The organism is Elusimicrobiota bacterium (assembly GCA_018816525.1).
In the GTDB taxonomy this organism is placed as follows: domain Bacteria; phylum Elusimicrobiota; class Endomicrobiia; order CG1-02-37-114; family XYA2-FULL-39-19; genus OXYB2-FULL-48-7.
In genome coordinates, this window is sequence record JAHIVV010000054.1 from 58,498 (window position 1) to 75,343 (window position 16,846).

Consider the following 16,846-nt stretch of genomic DNA (forward strand, 5'->3'; position numbering starts at 1 on the left):
CTGACAAATGCGTCATCTGCGTCATCCATTCAAAGTGTTTTTTTTAGCATCAGCTGTTGTTTTTAGTGCCCAAATAATTTTCAATAAACTTTGCCTTTTCCTGATTGAAATTACCCTCAAGAATCGACTTTTTAATTAAATCGGTTAATTTTAGCATAAAAAACACATTATGTAAAGATAATAGCTTTAAAGAAAGCAGCTCTCCGCAGCGGGAAATATGGTGAATATAAGCCCTGGAATACTCGACACAAACAGGGCACTTGCAGCCTACTTCAAGCGGCCTGAAATCTTTCGCGTATTCCGCGTTACGGATATTGAGTTTGCCTGAGAAAGTCAACGCTTGCCCGTTTCGCCCGTTTCTTGTAGGTAAAACACAATCAAACATATCAATTCCCTGTTCAACATAGGACCAGATTTCTTCAGGAGTTCCTATTCCCATGGCATATCTGGGTTTGTTTTCAGGCAAAAGAGGCGTAATTTTATCAATAATTTCCTGTGAAATTTCCTGTGGCTCGCCTACCGCAAGGCCGCCGATCGCATAACCGTCAAAATCAAGATCAATGGTCCTTAAAGCGCTTTCTTTGCGCAAATCCAAATAGGTACTGCCCTGGATTATTCCATAAATCAATTGTTTCTGATTTGGCCGTTCGACATCTGAATTCATAAGCTGGCTTTTACATCTTTTTGCCCAATTTAAGGTCAATTCCATGGAATTCTTCGTATAGTCGTACGTTGAAGGGTAGGGGGGGCATTCATCGAAACACATCATAATGTCAGTTCCTAATTTTATCTGGATATCAACCACGCTTTCTGGGCTGAAAAAATGAGTGCTGCCGTCAACATGCGACTGGAACGACACTCCTTCGGAGCTTATTTTCCTTAAATCTGCCATGCTGTAAACCTGAAAACCGCCTGAGTCGGTTATAATACTTCTTTCCCAGTTAATAAATTTATGAAGCCCTCCGGATAATTTTATTATTTCCAGGCCGGGCCTAAGGTATAAATGATAGGTATTAGCAATAAAAAGTTCAGTCCCGATTTTTCGAAGTTCATCATTTGAAATTGTTTTTACCGTACCCTGGGTGGCGACGGGCATAAAAACAGGAGTGGAAACCTCTCCGTGTGAAGTGGTGATTTTTCCAATACGCGCCTTTGTATTTTTTGATTTTGTTATTATCTGGAACATTTTTTTATCTTCGGTTTATAGAATCAACATTGCATCGCCGTATGAATAAAAGCTGTAATTGTTTTCTATAGCGCTGCGATAAGCGTTTAAAATATTTTCTCTGCCAGCCAGGGCGCTTACTAAAACAATTGGCGTTGATTTAGGCAGATGAAAGTTAGTTATCATGGCATCGACACATTTAAACTTATACCCGGGATAAATAAACAACCCCGTTTCTCCTATTGTTGGTTTTATTAGGCCGTCATTTTGCGAGACTGTTTCTAATGTGCGGACTGCGCTGGTACCTGCGGCAAAAATTTTACCGCCTGATTTTTTCGCGCAATTTATCATTTCAGCTTGCTCGGTCCCAATTTCATATTTTTCCGGGAGCATCACATGTTTTGAAACATCTTCAGAAATAATAGGCCTGAACGTACCCCAGCCTATATGGAGGACAATTTCTGCTATTTTAACGCCTTTTTCTTTTAACTTTTTCAGGACATCTTCCGTAAAATGCAAACCGGCCGTCGGCGCGGCAATAGAACCAACTACTTTCGCATAAACAGTCTGATATTTTTTGTAATCATCTTTTTTAAAAACGCTTTTCTCAGCTTTTCTTTTTATGTACGGAGGAAGGGGCATTTCTCCAAATTCATTAATTAGTTTAAAAACATCAATTCCGGGCTCAAATTCAAGAATAAATTCACCCGTATCGTTTTTTTCAAGAACTTTAGCGCTTATTTTCCCATCTGAAAAAAAGAGATTTTTATCAAGGATTTTTTGACGGCAAAGCCCGGCCCAGCTGTTTTCGTTGATTTTTCGCAAAAACAGGATTTCGATATTTCCTCCTGTAGCTTTTTTGCAAAATACTTTTGCGGGGAAAACTTTTGTCTTATTTATAACAAGGCAGTCTCCGGGTTTAATAAACTCGGTTATGTCCTTAAAAATACGATGCTGAATTGCCAGGGTTTTACGGTCTAAAACGAGGAGTTTGCTTTCATCTCTTTTGTCTTTAGGAAATTGGGCGATAAAACTTTCAGGGAGAGTATATTCAAAATCGCTCATTCTTCCCATTTTTCTATCTTTGTGCTGGGGTAATAATGCGCCACTATTTCTTTATAATCATATCCTTTATCAGCCATGCCTTTTGCGCCCCATTGGCACATTCCAACGCCATGGCCCCAGCCGTTGCCCGTAAATTTGAAAGTTGAGTCATTAATCCTTTTTATCGAGCTGATTTTTGTGCTTTTTATCGTCCAGGGGTCAACAAACAGCCTGAATTTCGCGGAACTGATGCTTGTCTCGCCGGGTTTATCCTTTTTACTGATATATTTTATCCTGATAGTTTTTGACCTTCCTGATTTGGTTTTATTTTGAAAATAAATTCCCGTTATTTCGGCAATGCCCGTGTAACCTTTATAAACGAGTTTTTTTCTTATATAACTTTCTTCTACGTTTTTGCTCCAATAATACTGCGGGCAATTCTTGCAAAATTTGCATTTAACCGCCGTAAGGTATTTAACAGTTTTACAATCATTTTTCCAGACATTTTTCACATCTTCTGTATAACCTGCGCAGCAGGAATGGAAAACTGCATTTATAAGCCGACCGTTATAAACAAGGACCTGCCCCCGGGTTTCTTCAATAGCCTTATTTGTCCTTGGATTTTCACCGTCCATTCCGCCATAAACCTGGCAATGTACCTTATTGCATAATGAATAACCTTCATCTTTATGCCTGTCAAGGTTGCTTAATGTAAATGTCCGTGATACTACAGCCTGCGCTTTTAGGGATTCCATCGGCCAGGCAGGATCTACCTCCCGGGTAAGAACACCCGCCAAATAACTTTCTAATCCTAATTCATTTACCACGGTTATTTTACCGGTTTTTGTTTTTCTTATCAATATGCTGTCGCGGTATCTTTTTCCTTCTATACGGACACACTGATTGGCTGTTTCTGGGGAAAACCTGAGTTCATTTGCAGATATTTCCTTATCACCTATAAGTATTCCTTTCTTTAATGGTTTCACCAGGTAGATATCCTTATCTGCCAGGAAACATTTTTCTCCTGTCACTAAGTCGCAATAATAATATTCTCCTTCGCAGCCAATATTGACTTTATCCGCATTTTCTTCAATAGCTACTCTAATTATTGTATCCGGCAGCCGGCCTGCATGAAGAACTGCGGCGTAAAATGCTAATAACAAAAGAATTGGTAATTTATTTTTTTTCATTTATGGAATATAAACATCCGCAATATTTTTGCATATATAACTTTTTGTTCCAAATTTCATTCTTACCCTCATAAAACTCCGGCCTAAAATCCCTGTAAACAAAATCCAATCCTTCTTCCGCTGCTGCCTGAATACCCGCAGCTTTAATCAAATCGTGTTTTTGATGCGGGCTGGAAAGCAATGTAGTAGAAAAATGCCTAATATTCATCTTCTTTGCTGTCTGAGCTGTTATTTTCATTCTTATTGAATAACAGATTCTGCATCTCTCAGGCTCTCCGCTGTTATTTTCTATACTCTTGCTCCACAAATCTTCCGGGTAATCATTCTTTTCCATAAGCCTGTGCTTTTTTTCTTCAGAAAAGACTTTCAGGGCTTCCTGCCTTTTTTTACGTTCATCAACGGGATATATATTCGGATTAAACCAAAAACCTATAACCTCTTTAAACTCTTTTTTGAAAGACTCCAGGACTTTCGGAGTACAAACAGCGCAGCAATGATGCAGGAGAATTTTATCAAACATACTTAAAATAGTATCATAATAATCGGTCGATGTCAAAATAAAACCCGTATTTCAGCGACGGAAACCTTCCAGGAAATTATAAACACATTCAGCTAAATCCCTGCTATAACCGCCTTCAAGCACAGCGAACCTTTTTGTATGCAGGGCGGCTATCATTTTGCCTATTTTTTCATATGTAGCTGTCTCAAGATTCATCTGAGTAAGCGGGTCCCTTATATATGTATCAAATCCTGCTGATACTGCAATTACAGCGGGTTTAAATTTTTCTATTTCTTTCAGCGCAATTTCCAATGTTTTAAGGTATTTTTCTTCTCCCGTTTCAGGCGGCAGGGGAAAGTTTAGGCAATTTTTTTCGGAAGTTAACCCCGACCCTGGATAAAGCGGGACCTGATGCAAAGAAACAAAAAGAATGTTTTCTTTACCTAAAAAAATGTTTTGAGTCCCGTTACCGTGATGACAATCTATATCTAAAATAGCAACCGGAGCGGTTCCGGACAAAATTAGTTTTTTTACGGCTATTGCTATGTTATTAAAATAACAAAAACCTCCGGAATGGCTTTTTGTGGCATGGTGGCCGGGAGGCCTCATTAAACTAAAAGCGGGAAGACCTTTTAACGCAATTTCTGATGCCGTTATCGCAGCGCCGGCAGATAATAAGGCATATTCGTAAATTCCCGGAATCGGCTTTATGTCCGGGTCACTAAAAGCCAAAGTTTTGACTTTTTCTACCATGGCTTTAGTATGAACTGCTAAAATATCGCTTTCAGCACATTTTTCAGGTTCTACAAATTCAAAGTTTTTCACTTTCAAACATTCGAAAGGTGTCTGGATACGTTGTGCAGTTTCATTATAACCTGGATAACTGTATTGCCAACATTTGTTTGAGGTTACAATTTTCATATAATTGGTTTTTTATAAAAAGGTTAGCGCAATTCTTGCTGGTTCTGAGGCCTGGTTTTTTTTAAATGAGTATAAGCGGCAGGGGTTACAACTCTTCCGCGGGCTGTACGAGCCAGCAAACCTGCCTGAATAAGGTAAGGCTCGTAAACATCGGTAAGAGTATCCACTTCTTCCGAAACAGCAACAGAAAGAGTGTCAATACCTACAGGCCCGCCCGAAAATTTATCTATAATTGCATTCAAAATCCGGAGGTCCATTGAATCCAAACCTAATGCATCAACACCGAGGGATTGCATGGCTTCTTTAACTATGCCGATTCCAACCTTGCCTTGCGTTTTTACATCAGCGAAATCCCTGATCCGGCGGAGAAGCCTGTTTGCGATTCTTGGCGTGCCCCTGGAACGAAGAGCGATTTCATGCGCCGATTCATCATCAATCGTAACATTTAATATTTTGCTTGAACGCAATATAATGGATTCCAATTCATTTATGGCATAAAAATTCAAGTATTCAACAATACCGAACCTGGCGCGCATAGGAGATGTTAAAAGGCCCGCCCGGGTTGTTGCGCCTATGAGGGTAAATTTAGGGATATCAAGTTTAATCGTTTTTGCGCTGGGCCCCTGGCCTATAATGATGTCCAATTTAAAATCTTCCATTACCGGATAAAGAGCTTCCTCAACAACATGATTTAACCTGTGAATTTCATCAATGAAGAAAACATCTCCTTCGTTAAGGCTGGTTAATATCGCGGCAAGGTCGCCGACTCTTTCAAGCACCGGGCCGGTTGTAGAGCGCAGGTTTACTCCAAGCTCATTAGAAATAATATGAGCCAGAGTTGTTTTTCCAAGGCCGGGAGGGGAATAAAATAAGCAATGGTCAAGTGGCTCTTTTCTTTTGCGGGCCGCTTCAATAAATACATGCAGATTTTGTTTCAACTTCTCCTGGCCGACAAATTCCGCTAAATCCCTGGGCCTCAGAGTTGTTTCAACTTTTTCTTCTGCCTGGTTTGTAGTTCTGTTAGTCAGATTTTCTTCGTTATTCATTGCAGGTATCTCAGCGCTAATTTAATGATTTCGCTTACATTTACGGGATTCTCCAATATTGTCAAACTCTCTTCTACGGCATGGCGTGCCTGGGCTTCTTTGTATCCAAGCGAAACCAGTGCCTGTATTGCATCTTCCGGCATATTACCGTTTGTTTTTCCGGAGGGCCACTTTTCTTTTCCTGTAATTTTAACTTTTGAAAGTTTATCGTTTAATAAGGCTACTATTTTTTCTGCGGTTGGTTTTCTAAACCCGAATATAGACGTAAGCAGTTTAGTATCCTTCTGTGTTACGGCACGCTGAAAATCAGGAAGGGATTTCGTCGCTTTATCCATATAATCCAGGGCTTTTTTTGATCCTGTATTTTTGAGCCCGTCTTTAAATACAAGAAATATCTCTTTATCATCCAGGTTTGTAAAACCGTAAAGGGTTATTCCGCCGCCGTAAATTCCCTGGGTTTCATAAATATAGAGTTTAGCAAGTTTTCCAGTTGCAGGTAATTTCTCGTAGGTAACAGCTGATATGCTGATATCGTAACCTATGCCGTTTACAGCAAGAATTACAGAATCAACTGACTTCTCTTCTAATATACCTTCCAAAAATGCGATCATTTTACTCCTAAAGTCTGCAGGCGGGAATCGAAAGAATTCAAATGGCATAAACCAACAGCCATTGCATCAGCAATGTCATCAGGTTTTGGAATTTCTTTCAATTTCAGGATTATCTTTACCATACGCTGTATTTGCTGCTTATCTGCCGCCCCATATCCTGTTACGGATATTTTTACCTGTTTTGGGTTATATTCTCTTATCTCCAGGTTGCTGCTGGACATCGCAAGCAATATTACCCCGCGGGCCTGGCTGGTAGCAAGGACTGATTTTGCGTTTTGAAAAAGATATTGTTTTTCTAAGCTGGCTATCTGGGGTTTATATTTTTTGATGATATTTTCAAGGGATGAATAAAGAATCGACAACCTTTGCGGCAAATCCATTTTTGCTGGTGTTTCTATACAGCCAAAACCTACTATTGAATTTTCCTTATTGGGCTTTTGTTCAATTACCGCCCAACCGCATCTGGCTAGACCGGGGTCTATGCCAAGAACTATCATACACCTGCCTTCTCAAGTATTTCTTTATCTATATCGAAGTTTGCGGAAACATTGGTGACATCGTCGCTATCCTCAAGAGCATTCATTAATGAAATCATTTGATCTGCTTCTTTACCGGTAAGTTTGATATAGGTTTTTGGTATCATGGTAACCTCGGCATCCATGATGGGTATATTTTTCTTTTCCAGTTCCTGCTTAATTTTTTCAAAATTCTCCGGAGAAGTTATTATTTCAAAGTTATCTTCATCAGCCTGAAAATCTTCCGCGCCAAGTTCAAGCGATATGGACATAAGCTCGTCTTCATTGGAATACTTTGATTTTTCAACTGTGATGCTCCCTTTTTTTGAAAACATCCACGCAACGCTTCCGTTTTCGCCAAGATTTCCGGCGCTGTTGGAAAAAGTTTTTCTAAGCTCGCTTGTGGTCCTGTTTTTATTATCTGTTGTTACTTCAACCAGGACTGCGACTCCGCCCGGTCCATAACCTTCATAAACCGTTTCTTCATAAGTTACACCCGGAAGCTCACCGGTCCCGCGAAGCGTGGCTTTCTTTATATTATCCTGCGGCATGTTCGCTTCTTTTGCCTGTTCAATGGCTTTACGCAGCCGCACATTATTGTCGACATTACCGCCGCCGGATTTAGCAGCTACGGTGATTTCCCTTATCAGCCTGGTAAATATCTTTCCGCGCTTGGCATCAATAGCACCTTTTTTATGCTTGATACCAGCCCATTTTGAATGTCCTGACATTTAATTACCTCCAAAAACATATAAATTCGCGTGAACGATATTCTACTAAATTATCTCAAATAATTCAATCTTTCCTGAGCTATTTGGTTTTTTGGGTCTAATTCAAGAACTTTTTGAAATGCTGACCTGGCATTTTCTTTATCGTTTTTTTGCGAATAAGCCAAACCCAAATTTACCCAAGAAGGCAAGTTGGATGGGCTGATAGTAACAGCTTGCTTGTACTCATTTATGGCTTCATCAACTTTACCTAAAGTAAAAAATGCATTGGCCAGGTAAAAACGGGCTTTGTAACTGTTGGGGGAAATCTCAACCAGTTGCTTGCATAACTTAAGAACTTCCGGCCAATTCTTCTCATTTATTTTCTGCTCAGCTGCTTTTACCAATCTGTCATATTCAAGAATCGGTTCCGATTTTATTCCTGCTTTTTGCGATGCCACTTCCAGGTTGTGCCTTGCCATCTGAAATTCGGGATTTATTTCTACTGCCCGGCGATAGGCTTCAGCGGCTTTTTTGTTGTCGTTTTTCTTCGTATAGGCAAAACCAAGATTATTCCAAAAATCTATATTGTTCGGAAAAAAGAAAACAGCCCTTTCAAGAAGCGCAATGGCCCTATCAGGGTCTTTGTCAATATTTATCAGAAATATGTTTCCGAGCGCAAAATATCCTTCCTGTGAAATAGGGTTGATGTAAAGCGCCTGAGTGTAATTGTTTAAAGCTTTTTCCATGTCACCCATTTGTGCATAAACTGTCGCAAGGTTAAAATGTATTTCGTCATAACCGCAATTGGCCGATAAAGCGTTGTAATAAGCCCAAAGAGATTTATCCCGCTGGCCTAATCTCGCGTAACAATTAGCAAGCTCATACTCGCTGTTAACTTCTTTGTTATTGAAGTGAGCTTTTTCCAAATAAGGAATAGCTGCCGCGACATCTCCTTTTTTTGACATCTTGAAACCTTGAAAATAATTTATTTCGCCGAGAAAAAAATTATACCATTTGAAAATAAGAAAAAAGAAAAAAACAATAAGGACTGCAAAAATACCCTTCGAAACAGAATTCAATCTGTATTCCTTAATTTTCCTCGTATCATCCATGCCAACCAGTGTGCCCATATTCCACCAATAAAGGAACGCCGGCACGCAAAACTGGGTGGACACATTCCCGAATATATTATCAAGAAACATACCTGCGGTTCCGCTCAAAATACCGATAAATATTAATCTTTTGCTTTCCAAAAATGTGTTTTTGTAAAGATATATTCCATAAGCAAAAAATGAAACTAAAAACCATAAATAAAACGCTACGCCCAGGGTACCTATCTGGGACCAGTATTCCAGAATTTCATCGTGAGCATTATTTGCATGAGTCCTAAAACCGCGATAAAGGTCATTAAACAGACTTTTACCCTGGTAAAAAGGGTAGTATAATTCAAATAAACCCCAGCCTTTGCCTAAAATTGGGTCGTCTTTTACCATCAGCCAGGCGCAGGACCAAATCATAATCCTCTGATGCATAGGACCGTATGAAGTATTAGCCACATTTTCTATCTCTGTAATTCTTGATATCGGCGTTGAGCCGCCCAGGCTTCTGGGCCAGGTAAGAAAAGTGACTATGATCACGATAGTGATCGCAATTATCCATTTCTTTTCGCGCGCAAAAATCGATTTGCTTTTTTCTTTTCTGTAGTCTTTCAGCAGGAACAAACCTATTACCGTAAAAGCCGTAAATAAACCTACCCAGGATGACCTGGTCATTGTAGCTACGATGGAGCAAAAATATATTTCAAGCATTCCCAGAAAAAGTATTTTTTTTGCCGCGGAAATCTGGGAAAGATAAGTCATTAAAATAATGGGGAAAAGCATAACCAGGTAGGATGACATAAAGTTAGGGTTTCCAAACGTAGAAACGGGACGGCCGCCAAAAGGGTTAAGCGCCTTAGGCCAGACAGGCTCAATTTCCATGTATTGCAAAACACCGTAAAACGCGGCAACAAAACCTACGAAAAACAATGTGTTTATAATTGTGTTAAAAAACTTTGCGCGTTCCTGCCTTTCATACATGATAGGAATTAACATCGCAGGTATCCAATACGCCATAAGCAAATTAACAAGAGTAAAAATAAACTTTTTAAAACCTTCAGAAAAAATGCTTGAATAAAGATAGTTAATTCCAAAACCCGGAAGGTTTTTTCCGTCTTCAATTATTTGTTTTATCAGATAAGGCTGATTTGAAAAATAAGCATAGAGCCAGGTGAACACGGCAAAACCGGTAAAAACTACCAAGGGCAGCTCAATCGGGCTCCATGACCACTTGAAACTTTTTTTCATCAAAGCGTCAACCAAATACAAAATCCACAAAATTAATATTACGACATTTAATAAAAAAATCTGGAAAAAATAAGGATTCCTTGTGAGGTCAGTGAAGAAAATAATAGGCGGGAATATAAGAAGGAATAGTATTATGTACCTGAAATATTTGTTCATTTCTCTCTACTTTTTCGGGGGAGACATAACTCGAAGCAAGTCCGGATCTTGGGGATTAATTTCATGAATTCTCTGCCACATTTTCAAAGCTTCCTGAGGTTGGCCTCGTTTATTGTAAATTACTGCTAAATTTTTCAGAGCAGATACATTGTCTTTTCTAATTGTGGATGCTTTCAAATAATATTCTTCGGCCTTCTTTGCATCTCCAGTCATATATTTAAGGTTACCCAAATTAACATAGGTTTCTGCATATTCATAATTCCTTCTTTGGCCCCAATCTTCCCAGTAAAAACAATGGTAATTACCTTTATGAATTTCGCATTCAGGCGGCACGCTTTCTGCCGGCCTGCCAATTTGTTTGGAAACCCATTCTTTTTCATCGCTCCCTGGCTGCGTTAGGGATTCAGCCATGTACAAATGCCTCCAATAGGTTTCTTCAGCCTTCTTTAAATCTCCCATCTGGATATATACATATGCCAAACGGTAATAGTTTTGGGCGAAAATGGGGTCGATCTGGTGGTACATTTCAAATCTTTTTATTGATTCTTTCCATGCTTCCCTGGCCTTGTCCATTTGATTATTTGACCTGTAAGTTTCACCCAATTTCAAGTACAAAAGGCCTGCCTGATGGTGTGATTGGACGTAATTTGGAGCCAGTGTCCAGCAATCCTGGTATTTGCTTATGGACCTTTCTACATCGATTCTTCCTTTATTGCCCAAGTTTATGCCTGACCAGGCCAAATCAGTTTCATGGTCACCCCATTCCGGATGATACTCGCGGTTGAGCATCCATCTGTCATTGAAAACATTGCCCATGAAATAGTGGGCCATAATAAAACCATAATTTTTTTGAGCAACAATGTTATAATTGCTCAACGCATCCGACCATTGCCCATTTTTTGAATGGAAAATGGCAATGTTATGATGCACGTCAGCAATAAAATACCCCCTGAAAACACCTTCAAAAGGGACTTTCACGCCAAAAATAGTTGCCCCTGTTATTCCTACTATAGAAAGTATTATTGCGATCGTCCCTGTAAGGTAATCGGTTATCAAGATTATTATGAACTGTATAACCCTGCGTGCAATTTTTGGTATAGGGTTGCGAAGGGGCAAAATTGGCTGGGATGCCTGCATAGGCAGCGGATTATTTATAGTTAATGTGTTTATCAAACCTACGAGAAGCCACATAAAGATACCGGACGAAACAAATCTTAAAGAAACACACATCAGGTTATGCGATAACATTCCTATAAATGCGGAAAGAAAACCAAGCATATAAAATGCTCTCGGGTCAGTTACTATTTTGGTTGCTTTGCCTTTTGCATTGGGCGGAGGTAAATCAACTGCAGAAAATATCCTCAGATTTTTTAACCCGGAATTTATACACAAAACTATTATCCATAAGAAAATAGCAAAACCAACTATTCCTTCATCATACCAAACTTCCAGGTATTCGTTTTCCGGATGGTCTGATTCGGTATTATGTTTTGCTTCGATATAAAATATCTGCGGCCTGCGGAATGCGGGATAAGTCACATAAAATGTACCAATACCTGTACCTAATATCGGATTTGTATTAATCATTTCCCAGCAGGACATCCAGGTATAGACCCTGAATTTTACAGAATCAGTTCTTTTCATTATCTGATCATATACGGCATAAGCGCAGATCAGCAAAACTAAAGAAACAATTATTGATACAATCTTTTTTATGTTATGTTTTTGCAGATGGGCAAAATGCAATGCGTATAGAATGCAAAATGCAATAAATCCGGAAGTGAAGCCGATCCAGGCGCCTTTTGATGAAGTAAAAATTGCGTTGAATGCCGTCATCAAAAACAAGATACCAAAAAACGGCTGCCGTGTTTTAAAAAACATTGCCAGGCATATAGGGCCTAAAACTACAAGAAAATCACCGTAAAAGTTAGGGTTTCCGAAAGTCGAGAATATTCTGGTACCGAATGCGCCTCTCCAAATAAACGGGTCCAGGCCTCTTTCAGACATGCCCTGAGGAAAATACCTGGTATCGAGAAACTGTATTATTCCATAAAAGGTTGCAACGAAACAGGCAAAAAACAGCCAACCCAATAATCTTTTTATTTTTTCTTCCGAGTTAAACTCTTTCATTATTATAAGAGCTATGCCGAAATAAATAACTTTACGGATTAGCTCCATGCCGCTTGCATATTGAAGAGGTGAGCGCAGATGTGAAATCGTATTGGAAAGCAACACGAGTAAAATGGGTATTATTACTACGAGGTTCTTTTTGAAGTAGTTTGTGTCATATTCTTCTATTAACTTTATGAGCCAGAGCATTAAAATTAACGCTCCGCCGATTTGGATCAAAGTAATTTTAATCTGGCAGGAATCATAAGTGCGCAGATAAAAAGCCAGGGAAACCGAGAAATAAAGGATGGGCAAAAAATGCTTGATTATTTTTTCAAAGGTTTTTGTCATAATCTGTTGTTAAATGAGCCGGGAGTGGGGATTGAACCCACGGCCTACGGTTTACGAAACCGTTGCTCTACCACTGAGCTATCCCGGCAAAGAGAAATACTGGGTAGCCTGATTATTTTTTTTAATATAAAATGCCGCGGAAGAGAATCGAACTCCCGACGCCAGGTTTTTCAGACCTGCGCTCTACCACTGAGCTACCGCGGCATTTTATTTTACCTTTTTAATAAAGAACTAAATTAATCTTTTTTGGGAAGAATTTTACTTTTTGCCAGATTTACCAGATCTTCAACTTTATCCTTACCTTCTTCAACCCAACACTGGCCCTTTTCTCCCAGGTCTTCAGCTAATACTTTAAGCCTCTGCCTGGTTTCTTTGCCAGATTTTGGTGCGAAAAGAATGCCTAAACATGCGCCTGCAAGACCACCTAATAAAAAAACAAGAATCGTTTCTCCAGAACTTTTTTCAGACATTTTAGCAACCTCCTTTATTCTTTCTTGAAAGCATACTTGCTATAACCCCGATTACTGTGCCGAAAATACCCGTGCTGCTTGTTGTAAAGTTATTTAAAGCTCTTACAAATTTCTCTAACTGGAACAAAACATTGCTTATTCTTAATAGAACCAGGCCGATAATTAAAGCTATGAAAAGGTTAGTCAAGGCTATAATGACAACACAAATCACCAAAATTGTACCCATTGCTCCACTAATCATAATACCTCCCTTGTTTTTAATATTTTTTCAATCTTTTCTTTCATCGACGATATACTGAACGGTTTTCCAATAAAATCTTCAGCACCAAAAGTCTTTAAATCATCAACTGTTTTTTTGTCAGCATAAGCCGTAAGCATGATTACAGGAATATTATTAAGCCCGGGCGCGCGTTTTAACTCATGGCATAGTGAAATTCCATCCATGCCCGGCAGGCTGACATCTAAAAGAACCAGGTCAGGCTTATTTTTTGCTATTGCTTCAAAAAATAACTGGCCGTCCGGAATAACTTCTACCTCATACCCGGATTTTTCAAGTTCACCCCTTAACATCTCCTGAATGCCAATATCATCATCAACTAATGCGATACGTTTTTTTGTCATCTGTAATTATGCAATATAGTAAATTCCAAATAAAAGGTCAAGCCAAATTGATGACCAAATTGACAAAACCGGTTCTATATGATAAATTATTTTATATGAAGTTAAGGATTTTATATAAGCACATTTTGTGTTTTTTTTCATATCTGCTTGTCTTTATTGTGTCTTCTCAAAACCTGCACGCACTGGCCGAAGGAAAAGCCCAAATCTCTATAGCCTCACCGGATCCGGCAAATGCCGGTGAACAAATCACGTTCAGGACTGCATTATTAAATCAGGGGAACGAAATCTGGGAAAAGAACAAGTACTATGTTCAGGCAGAAATATTCAACGAGAACAAAAAATATGTGGGCAGAATAAGATCCGTTAAAGACAATAGCGATATAAGACCAGGGGAGACTGCAACTACAGAAATAATATTTTCAGTCCCTACAAATTACAACGGAACTTATTTCTACAAAATATATTTAATCATGGACAATAAATATATTATTGAATCTGATTTCATCAGGTTCGATGTTTCGGCTATATCTCCTAAAGAACATAAGGCCTTCTGGAAAAGTTTCGGAGGGAGCCTAAATGTGTCTTTGAGGGACACGGATAAAAATAACTGGAAAGATTTTGTCGGAAGCATAAATTTAAATAGTATTTCTTACGATTCAGAAAACCCGACACAATTTTTCTTTAATACTTACCATACTGCACAATCTACAGACACAACAGGCATAAGAAACGAATTATTCAGCTTCCTTTTCAGCAGATATGGAAATAATTACAGCTTTGAATTGGGTGATATCTTCCCTAATTTTTCGAAGCTTGCCTTATCAAACATGAGTATGCGCGGATTATATCTTGAAAACAGGATTGACAAAGTTTCCACTGAGCTGGTTATAGCAAGAGTTGAAACTCCTTCGATAGATTCGAACGCAACAAATATAATTAACGAAAGATGGTTAACCGGCGCAAAGGTTAAATATAAGTTTTCTCCAAAACTTACATTAGGAACAAATTATGTTTACAGTTATGAAGAGGCGGGAAACATAGAAAGAAGTTCACAAACTTTAACTACGCCTTCTGAAAACAAAGTTTGGGGTGCTATTGCGGGCTATCAAATCTCGGAACCGCTTGAACTCGAAACAGAATTTATGCTAAGTAACAATGCTTTTGTTTCTACCAGAACCACAACAACTGATTATGGCTGGATGGCCGGGCTGAACTATAAAAAATCAAAACTAATTTCTTCACTATACCTTCAGGAAACCCAGCCTGATTTTTATTCATACGGAGCGCCGGGAATCCAAAATGACAGAAGAACTTTTGATTTTCAAAACACCTACAAGGCAACAGATAAAATTGATTTTGGGCTAGGCTACAACCAGTGGTTTAATAATTTAAAAAAAGACAAAAGTAAAATCACGACTACTCAAAAAACCTATAGTGCTAATACCGGATATATCCCGCCTGCAGAAACTCTTTCAAAAATAACTATAGGTTATTCCTTTAGCGAAGCAATTGGAGACCTGCAAGCCCTGCAGGATAATTACACTTACACTTTGTCATTAAATTATTTTAAAAGGATAAAGAAAACGGCAACAGTCTCCTTTGACTTTCAGAGTATAAACTATACTGACAAAACCTGCATTTCTGATAATTGTCTTACATACCGCAACGGGTTTTACTTGAGCACACCGGTAAATAAAAGCTTAAATTTAAACATGGGTATAAACTTATTGAATTCGCAAAATCTTGTGAAAGATTATTTAACAGCAGGGCAGAATTACAGCATCAGTATTGTTTATGACATTATTAAGGACCTTTTAAGCACACAGGTTTGGGCCTATTATACGGTTGAAAAAAATGATGCCAGTCTTCCTGCAGAAAAAATTGATTCAACCGGGGTAAACACAAACCTTGAATTCAGTATTAAGCTTAAAAAATATCTTACCTGGGTGCTGGGTGGAATCTATATAATGAATGATGCTTACAGCAGGAATACTTTTAAATTCGACAAAACCGATGAAAGGGGCGTAACCACCAGAATAATACTTGATTTTTAGCAATCGCATATAATACGATGAAAAAATTTCTTCTGTCAGTTTTAATTATTTTCCTGCCTACTTTTTGTTTCTCTTCCTATGATGCAGGATACAACTATACCTCCGGCCCAAACGCTTACAAGGCAAATGATTTTAGTTTTAATGCCGATGTTAGTAAAACATTAAGCTTAAACTTTCAATACTCTGCTTATAGTTCAAGCATTTCTTCAGTGACAAGGACACTTTATTCAGGATTAAACTTTAATTTGGGAAAAAACTTTAATGCAGGGATCTCTCTTAGTATCACACCGGAATCTGAAGACTACAAAACCAACAGTACAGGATTAAATGCAGGCTGGGGATTTTCTTTTGATAACAAACCGCTTGAGGAGTCAAGCTGGTGGCTCCAGCTTGGAGCAAACAGACAAAACACAAACAACTCACAACGTATTTACCAAATCAGAACAAAAAGGTATGTCTGGATAAATTTAGAACAAAGTTCATTTGAAACCAATGCTTCACTCAGGTTGTTTGAACTTACAACTCTCTCCCTTGCTTCGACGAAATATAGTTATGACAAAGATTTAAACACCGTCCAGAAAGGCCTTTACCTTCTTTCATCCATAAACCCTACGCTTTCAAATACTTTATTCATGGTTCAGGGTTTTCCGGGCAACAGCTTAACTATCGGATTTGAACAGAATTTCTGGGACTATTTCAATGTTTCCCTTAATAAAACAAGAATTGTTTATTTGCTTTACAAGGATTATTCTGATTCAATTTTAGCAGAAATATCAACCTGTTATTTCCAGCCATTTAAATTCAAAATAGGATTCAACACTGACCAGTCAAATACCAAAGACAAATCAACGTACATTTCTTTCGGGATAAATTATTACTTCTGAATAATTTGAATTACCCCCTGAATCCGATATTGAAAAGCTACTATAGACGGAAAATTAAAAAAGTAGATTCACTTGGCAGGTGAAAAAGAAAGAAAAAAGCCTCGTTTTTTGGTATAATTTCGTTATCGACGGAAAAACACCAAAAAGGAGGCTTA

At 38.5% G+C, this 16,846-nt stretch carries 16 protein-coding genes and 2 tRNA genes; 2 read left to right on the top strand and 16 right to left on the bottom strand.

What is annotated here, in order from left to right; all coding sequences use genetic code 11:
* Positions 1 to 49: 49 nt before the first annotated feature.
* From tgt to KKH91_05430, 16 genes are all read right to left on the bottom strand, one after another.
* Positions 50 to 1,186: a tRNA guanosine(34) transglycosylase Tgt gene (gene tgt / locus KKH91_05355; protein MBU0952233.1), complete on the bottom strand. Its 1,137-nt coding sequence runs from the start codon at positions 1,184 to 1,186 to the stop codon at positions 50 to 52.
* Between the two features lie 15 nt (positions 1,187 to 1,201).
* Entirely contained in the window at positions 1,202 to 2,239 is a 1,038-nt protein-coding gene (gene queA / locus KKH91_05360; GenBank protein ID MBU0952234.1) for a tRNA preQ1(34) S-adenosylmethionine ribosyltransferase-isomerase QueA, read from the bottom strand.
* Positions 2,227 to 3,399: a SpoIID/LytB domain-containing protein gene (locus tag KKH91_05365; GenBank protein ID MBU0952235.1), complete on the bottom strand. Its 1,173-nt coding sequence runs from the start codon at positions 3,397 to 3,399 to the stop codon at positions 2,227 to 2,229. Before KKH91_05365 ends, queA begins: the two co-directional genes overlap by 13 nt.
* A complete protein-coding gene (locus tag KKH91_05370) occupies positions 3,386 to 3,955 on the bottom strand; it encodes an epoxyqueuosine reductase QueH (GenBank protein MBU0952236.1) in 570 nt (189 codons plus the stop codon). Before KKH91_05370 ends, KKH91_05365 begins: the two co-directional genes overlap by 14 nt.
* 15 nt (positions 3,956 to 3,970) lie before the next feature.
* Positions 3,971 to 4,819 carry a histone deacetylase gene (locus KKH91_05375; protein ID MBU0952237.1) on the bottom strand — a complete coding sequence of 283 codons (849 nt, stop codon included), beginning with the start codon at positions 4,817 to 4,819 and terminating at the stop codon, positions 3,971 to 3,973.
* A 23-nt stretch (positions 4,820 to 4,842) separates the two neighbouring features.
* Positions 4,843 to 5,865 (bottom strand): Holliday junction branch migration DNA helicase RuvB, encoded by a 1,023-nt coding sequence (ruvB, locus tag KKH91_05380; protein MBU0952238.1) that lies wholly within the window; start codon positions 5,863 to 5,865, stop codon positions 4,843 to 4,845.
* On the bottom strand, positions 5,862 to 6,476 hold the full coding sequence (locus KKH91_05385) for a Holliday junction branch migration protein RuvA (GenBank protein MBU0952239.1): 615 nt from the start codon (positions 6,474 to 6,476) through the stop codon (positions 5,862 to 5,864). Before KKH91_05385 ends, ruvB begins: the two co-directional genes overlap by 4 nt.
* On the bottom strand, positions 6,473 to 6,973 hold the full coding sequence (ruvC, locus tag KKH91_05390) for a crossover junction endodeoxyribonuclease RuvC (protein ID MBU0952240.1): 501 nt from the start codon (positions 6,971 to 6,973) through the stop codon (positions 6,473 to 6,475). The genes KKH91_05385 and ruvC overlap by 4 nt, the downstream gene beginning before the upstream one ends.
* Positions 6,970 to 7,722, bottom strand: coding sequence for a YebC/PmpR family DNA-binding transcriptional regulator (locus KKH91_05395; protein MBU0952241.1), 753 nt, complete (start codon positions 7,720 to 7,722; stop codon positions 6,970 to 6,972). The genes ruvC and KKH91_05395 overlap by 4 nt, the downstream gene beginning before the upstream one ends.
* Positions 7,723 to 7,772: 50 nt before the next feature.
* Positions 7,773 to 10,202, bottom strand: a complete 2,430-nt coding sequence (locus KKH91_05400) for a tetratricopeptide repeat protein (protein ID MBU0952242.1) — start codon at positions 10,200 to 10,202, stop codon at positions 7,773 to 7,775.
* A 6-nt stretch (positions 10,203 to 10,208) separates the two neighbouring features.
* Positions 10,209 to 12,662: an O-antigen ligase family protein gene (locus KKH91_05405; GenBank protein ID MBU0952243.1), complete on the bottom strand. Its 2,454-nt coding sequence runs from the start codon at positions 12,660 to 12,662 to the stop codon at positions 10,209 to 10,211.
* A gap of 16 nt (positions 12,663 to 12,678) precedes the next feature.
* Positions 12,679 to 12,750 (bottom strand) — tRNA-Thr (locus KKH91_05410).
* Between the two features lie 44 nt (positions 12,751 to 12,794).
* Positions 12,795 to 12,866 (bottom strand) — tRNA-Phe (locus KKH91_05415).
* A gap of 32 nt (positions 12,867 to 12,898) precedes the next feature.
* Positions 12,899 to 13,132: a YtxH domain-containing protein gene (locus tag KKH91_05420; GenBank protein ID MBU0952244.1), complete on the bottom strand. Its 234-nt coding sequence runs from the start codon at positions 13,130 to 13,132 to the stop codon at positions 12,899 to 12,901.
* A gap of 1 nt (position 13,133) precedes the next feature.
* On the bottom strand, positions 13,134 to 13,373 hold the full coding sequence (locus KKH91_05425) for a hypothetical protein (protein ID MBU0952245.1): 240 nt from the start codon (positions 13,371 to 13,373) through the stop codon (positions 13,134 to 13,136).
* Complete coding sequence (locus KKH91_05430) at positions 13,370 to 13,753, bottom strand: response regulator (GenBank protein MBU0952246.1); 384 nt, start codon at positions 13,751 to 13,753, stop codon at positions 13,370 to 13,372. The genes KKH91_05425 and KKH91_05430 overlap by 4 nt, the downstream gene beginning before the upstream one ends.
* A gap of 50 nt (positions 13,754 to 13,803) precedes the next feature.
* On the opposite strand from KKH91_05430, the gene KKH91_05435 reads away from it, so the two are divergent.
* Both KKH91_05435 and KKH91_05440 read left to right on the top strand, forming a co-directional pair.
* Entirely contained in the window at positions 13,804 to 15,807 is a 2,004-nt protein-coding gene (locus KKH91_05435) for a hypothetical protein (protein MBU0952247.1), read from the top strand.
* 17 nt (positions 15,808 to 15,824) lie between these two features.
* A complete protein-coding gene (locus KKH91_05440) occupies positions 15,825 to 16,691 on the top strand; it encodes a hypothetical protein (protein ID MBU0952248.1) in 867 nt (288 codons plus the stop codon).
* Positions 16,692 to 16,846 lie beyond the last annotated feature (155 nt).

Coding starts and splice junctions, on each gene's coding strand:
- tgt (MBU0952233.1), bottom strand. CDS start 1,186: ATGTTCCAGATAATAACAAAATCAAAAAATACAAAGGCGCGTATTGGA.
- queA (MBU0952234.1), bottom strand. CDS start 2,239: ATGGGAAGAATGAGCGATTTTGAATATACTCTCCCTGAAAGTTTTATC.
- KKH91_05365 (MBU0952235.1), bottom strand. CDS start 3,399: ATGAAAAAAAATAAATTACCAATTCTTTTGTTATTAGCATTTTACGCC.
- KKH91_05375 (MBU0952237.1), bottom strand. CDS start 4,819: ATGAAAATTGTAACCTCAAACAAATGTTGGCAATACAGTTATCCAGGT.
- ruvB (MBU0952238.1), bottom strand. CDS start 5,865: ATGAATAACGAAGAAAATCTGACTAACAGAACTACAAACCAGGCAGAA.
- KKH91_05385 (MBU0952239.1), bottom strand. CDS start 6,476: ATGATCGCATTTTTGGAAGGTATATTAGAAGAGAAGTCAGTTGATTCT.
- ruvC (MBU0952240.1), bottom strand. CDS start 6,973: ATGATAGTTCTTGGCATAGACCCCGGTCTAGCCAGATGCGGTTGGGCG.
- KKH91_05395 (MBU0952241.1), bottom strand. CDS start 7,722: ATGTCAGGACATTCAAAATGGGCTGGTATCAAGCATAAAAAAGGTGCT.
- KKH91_05400 (MBU0952242.1), bottom strand. CDS start 10,202: ATGAACAAATATTTCAGGTACATAATACTATTCCTTCTTATATTCCCG.
- KKH91_05405 (MBU0952243.1), bottom strand. CDS start 12,662: ATGACAAAAACCTTTGAAAAAATAATCAAGCATTTTTTGCCCATCCTT.
- KKH91_05420 (MBU0952244.1), bottom strand. CDS start 13,132: ATGTCTGAAAAAAGTTCTGGAGAAACGATTCTTGTTTTTTTATTAGGT.
- KKH91_05425 (MBU0952245.1), bottom strand. CDS start 13,373: ATGATTAGTGGAGCAATGGGTACAATTTTGGTGATTTGTGTTGTCATT.
- KKH91_05430 (MBU0952246.1), bottom strand. CDS start 13,753: ATGACAAAAAAACGTATCGCATTAGTTGATGATGATATTGGCATTCAG.
- KKH91_05435 (MBU0952247.1), top strand. CDS start 13,804: ATGACCAAATTGACAAAACCGGTTCTATATGATAAATTATTTTATATG.
- KKH91_05440 (MBU0952248.1), top strand. CDS start 15,825: ATGAAAAAATTTCTTCTGTCAGTTTTAATTATTTTCCTGCCTACTTTT.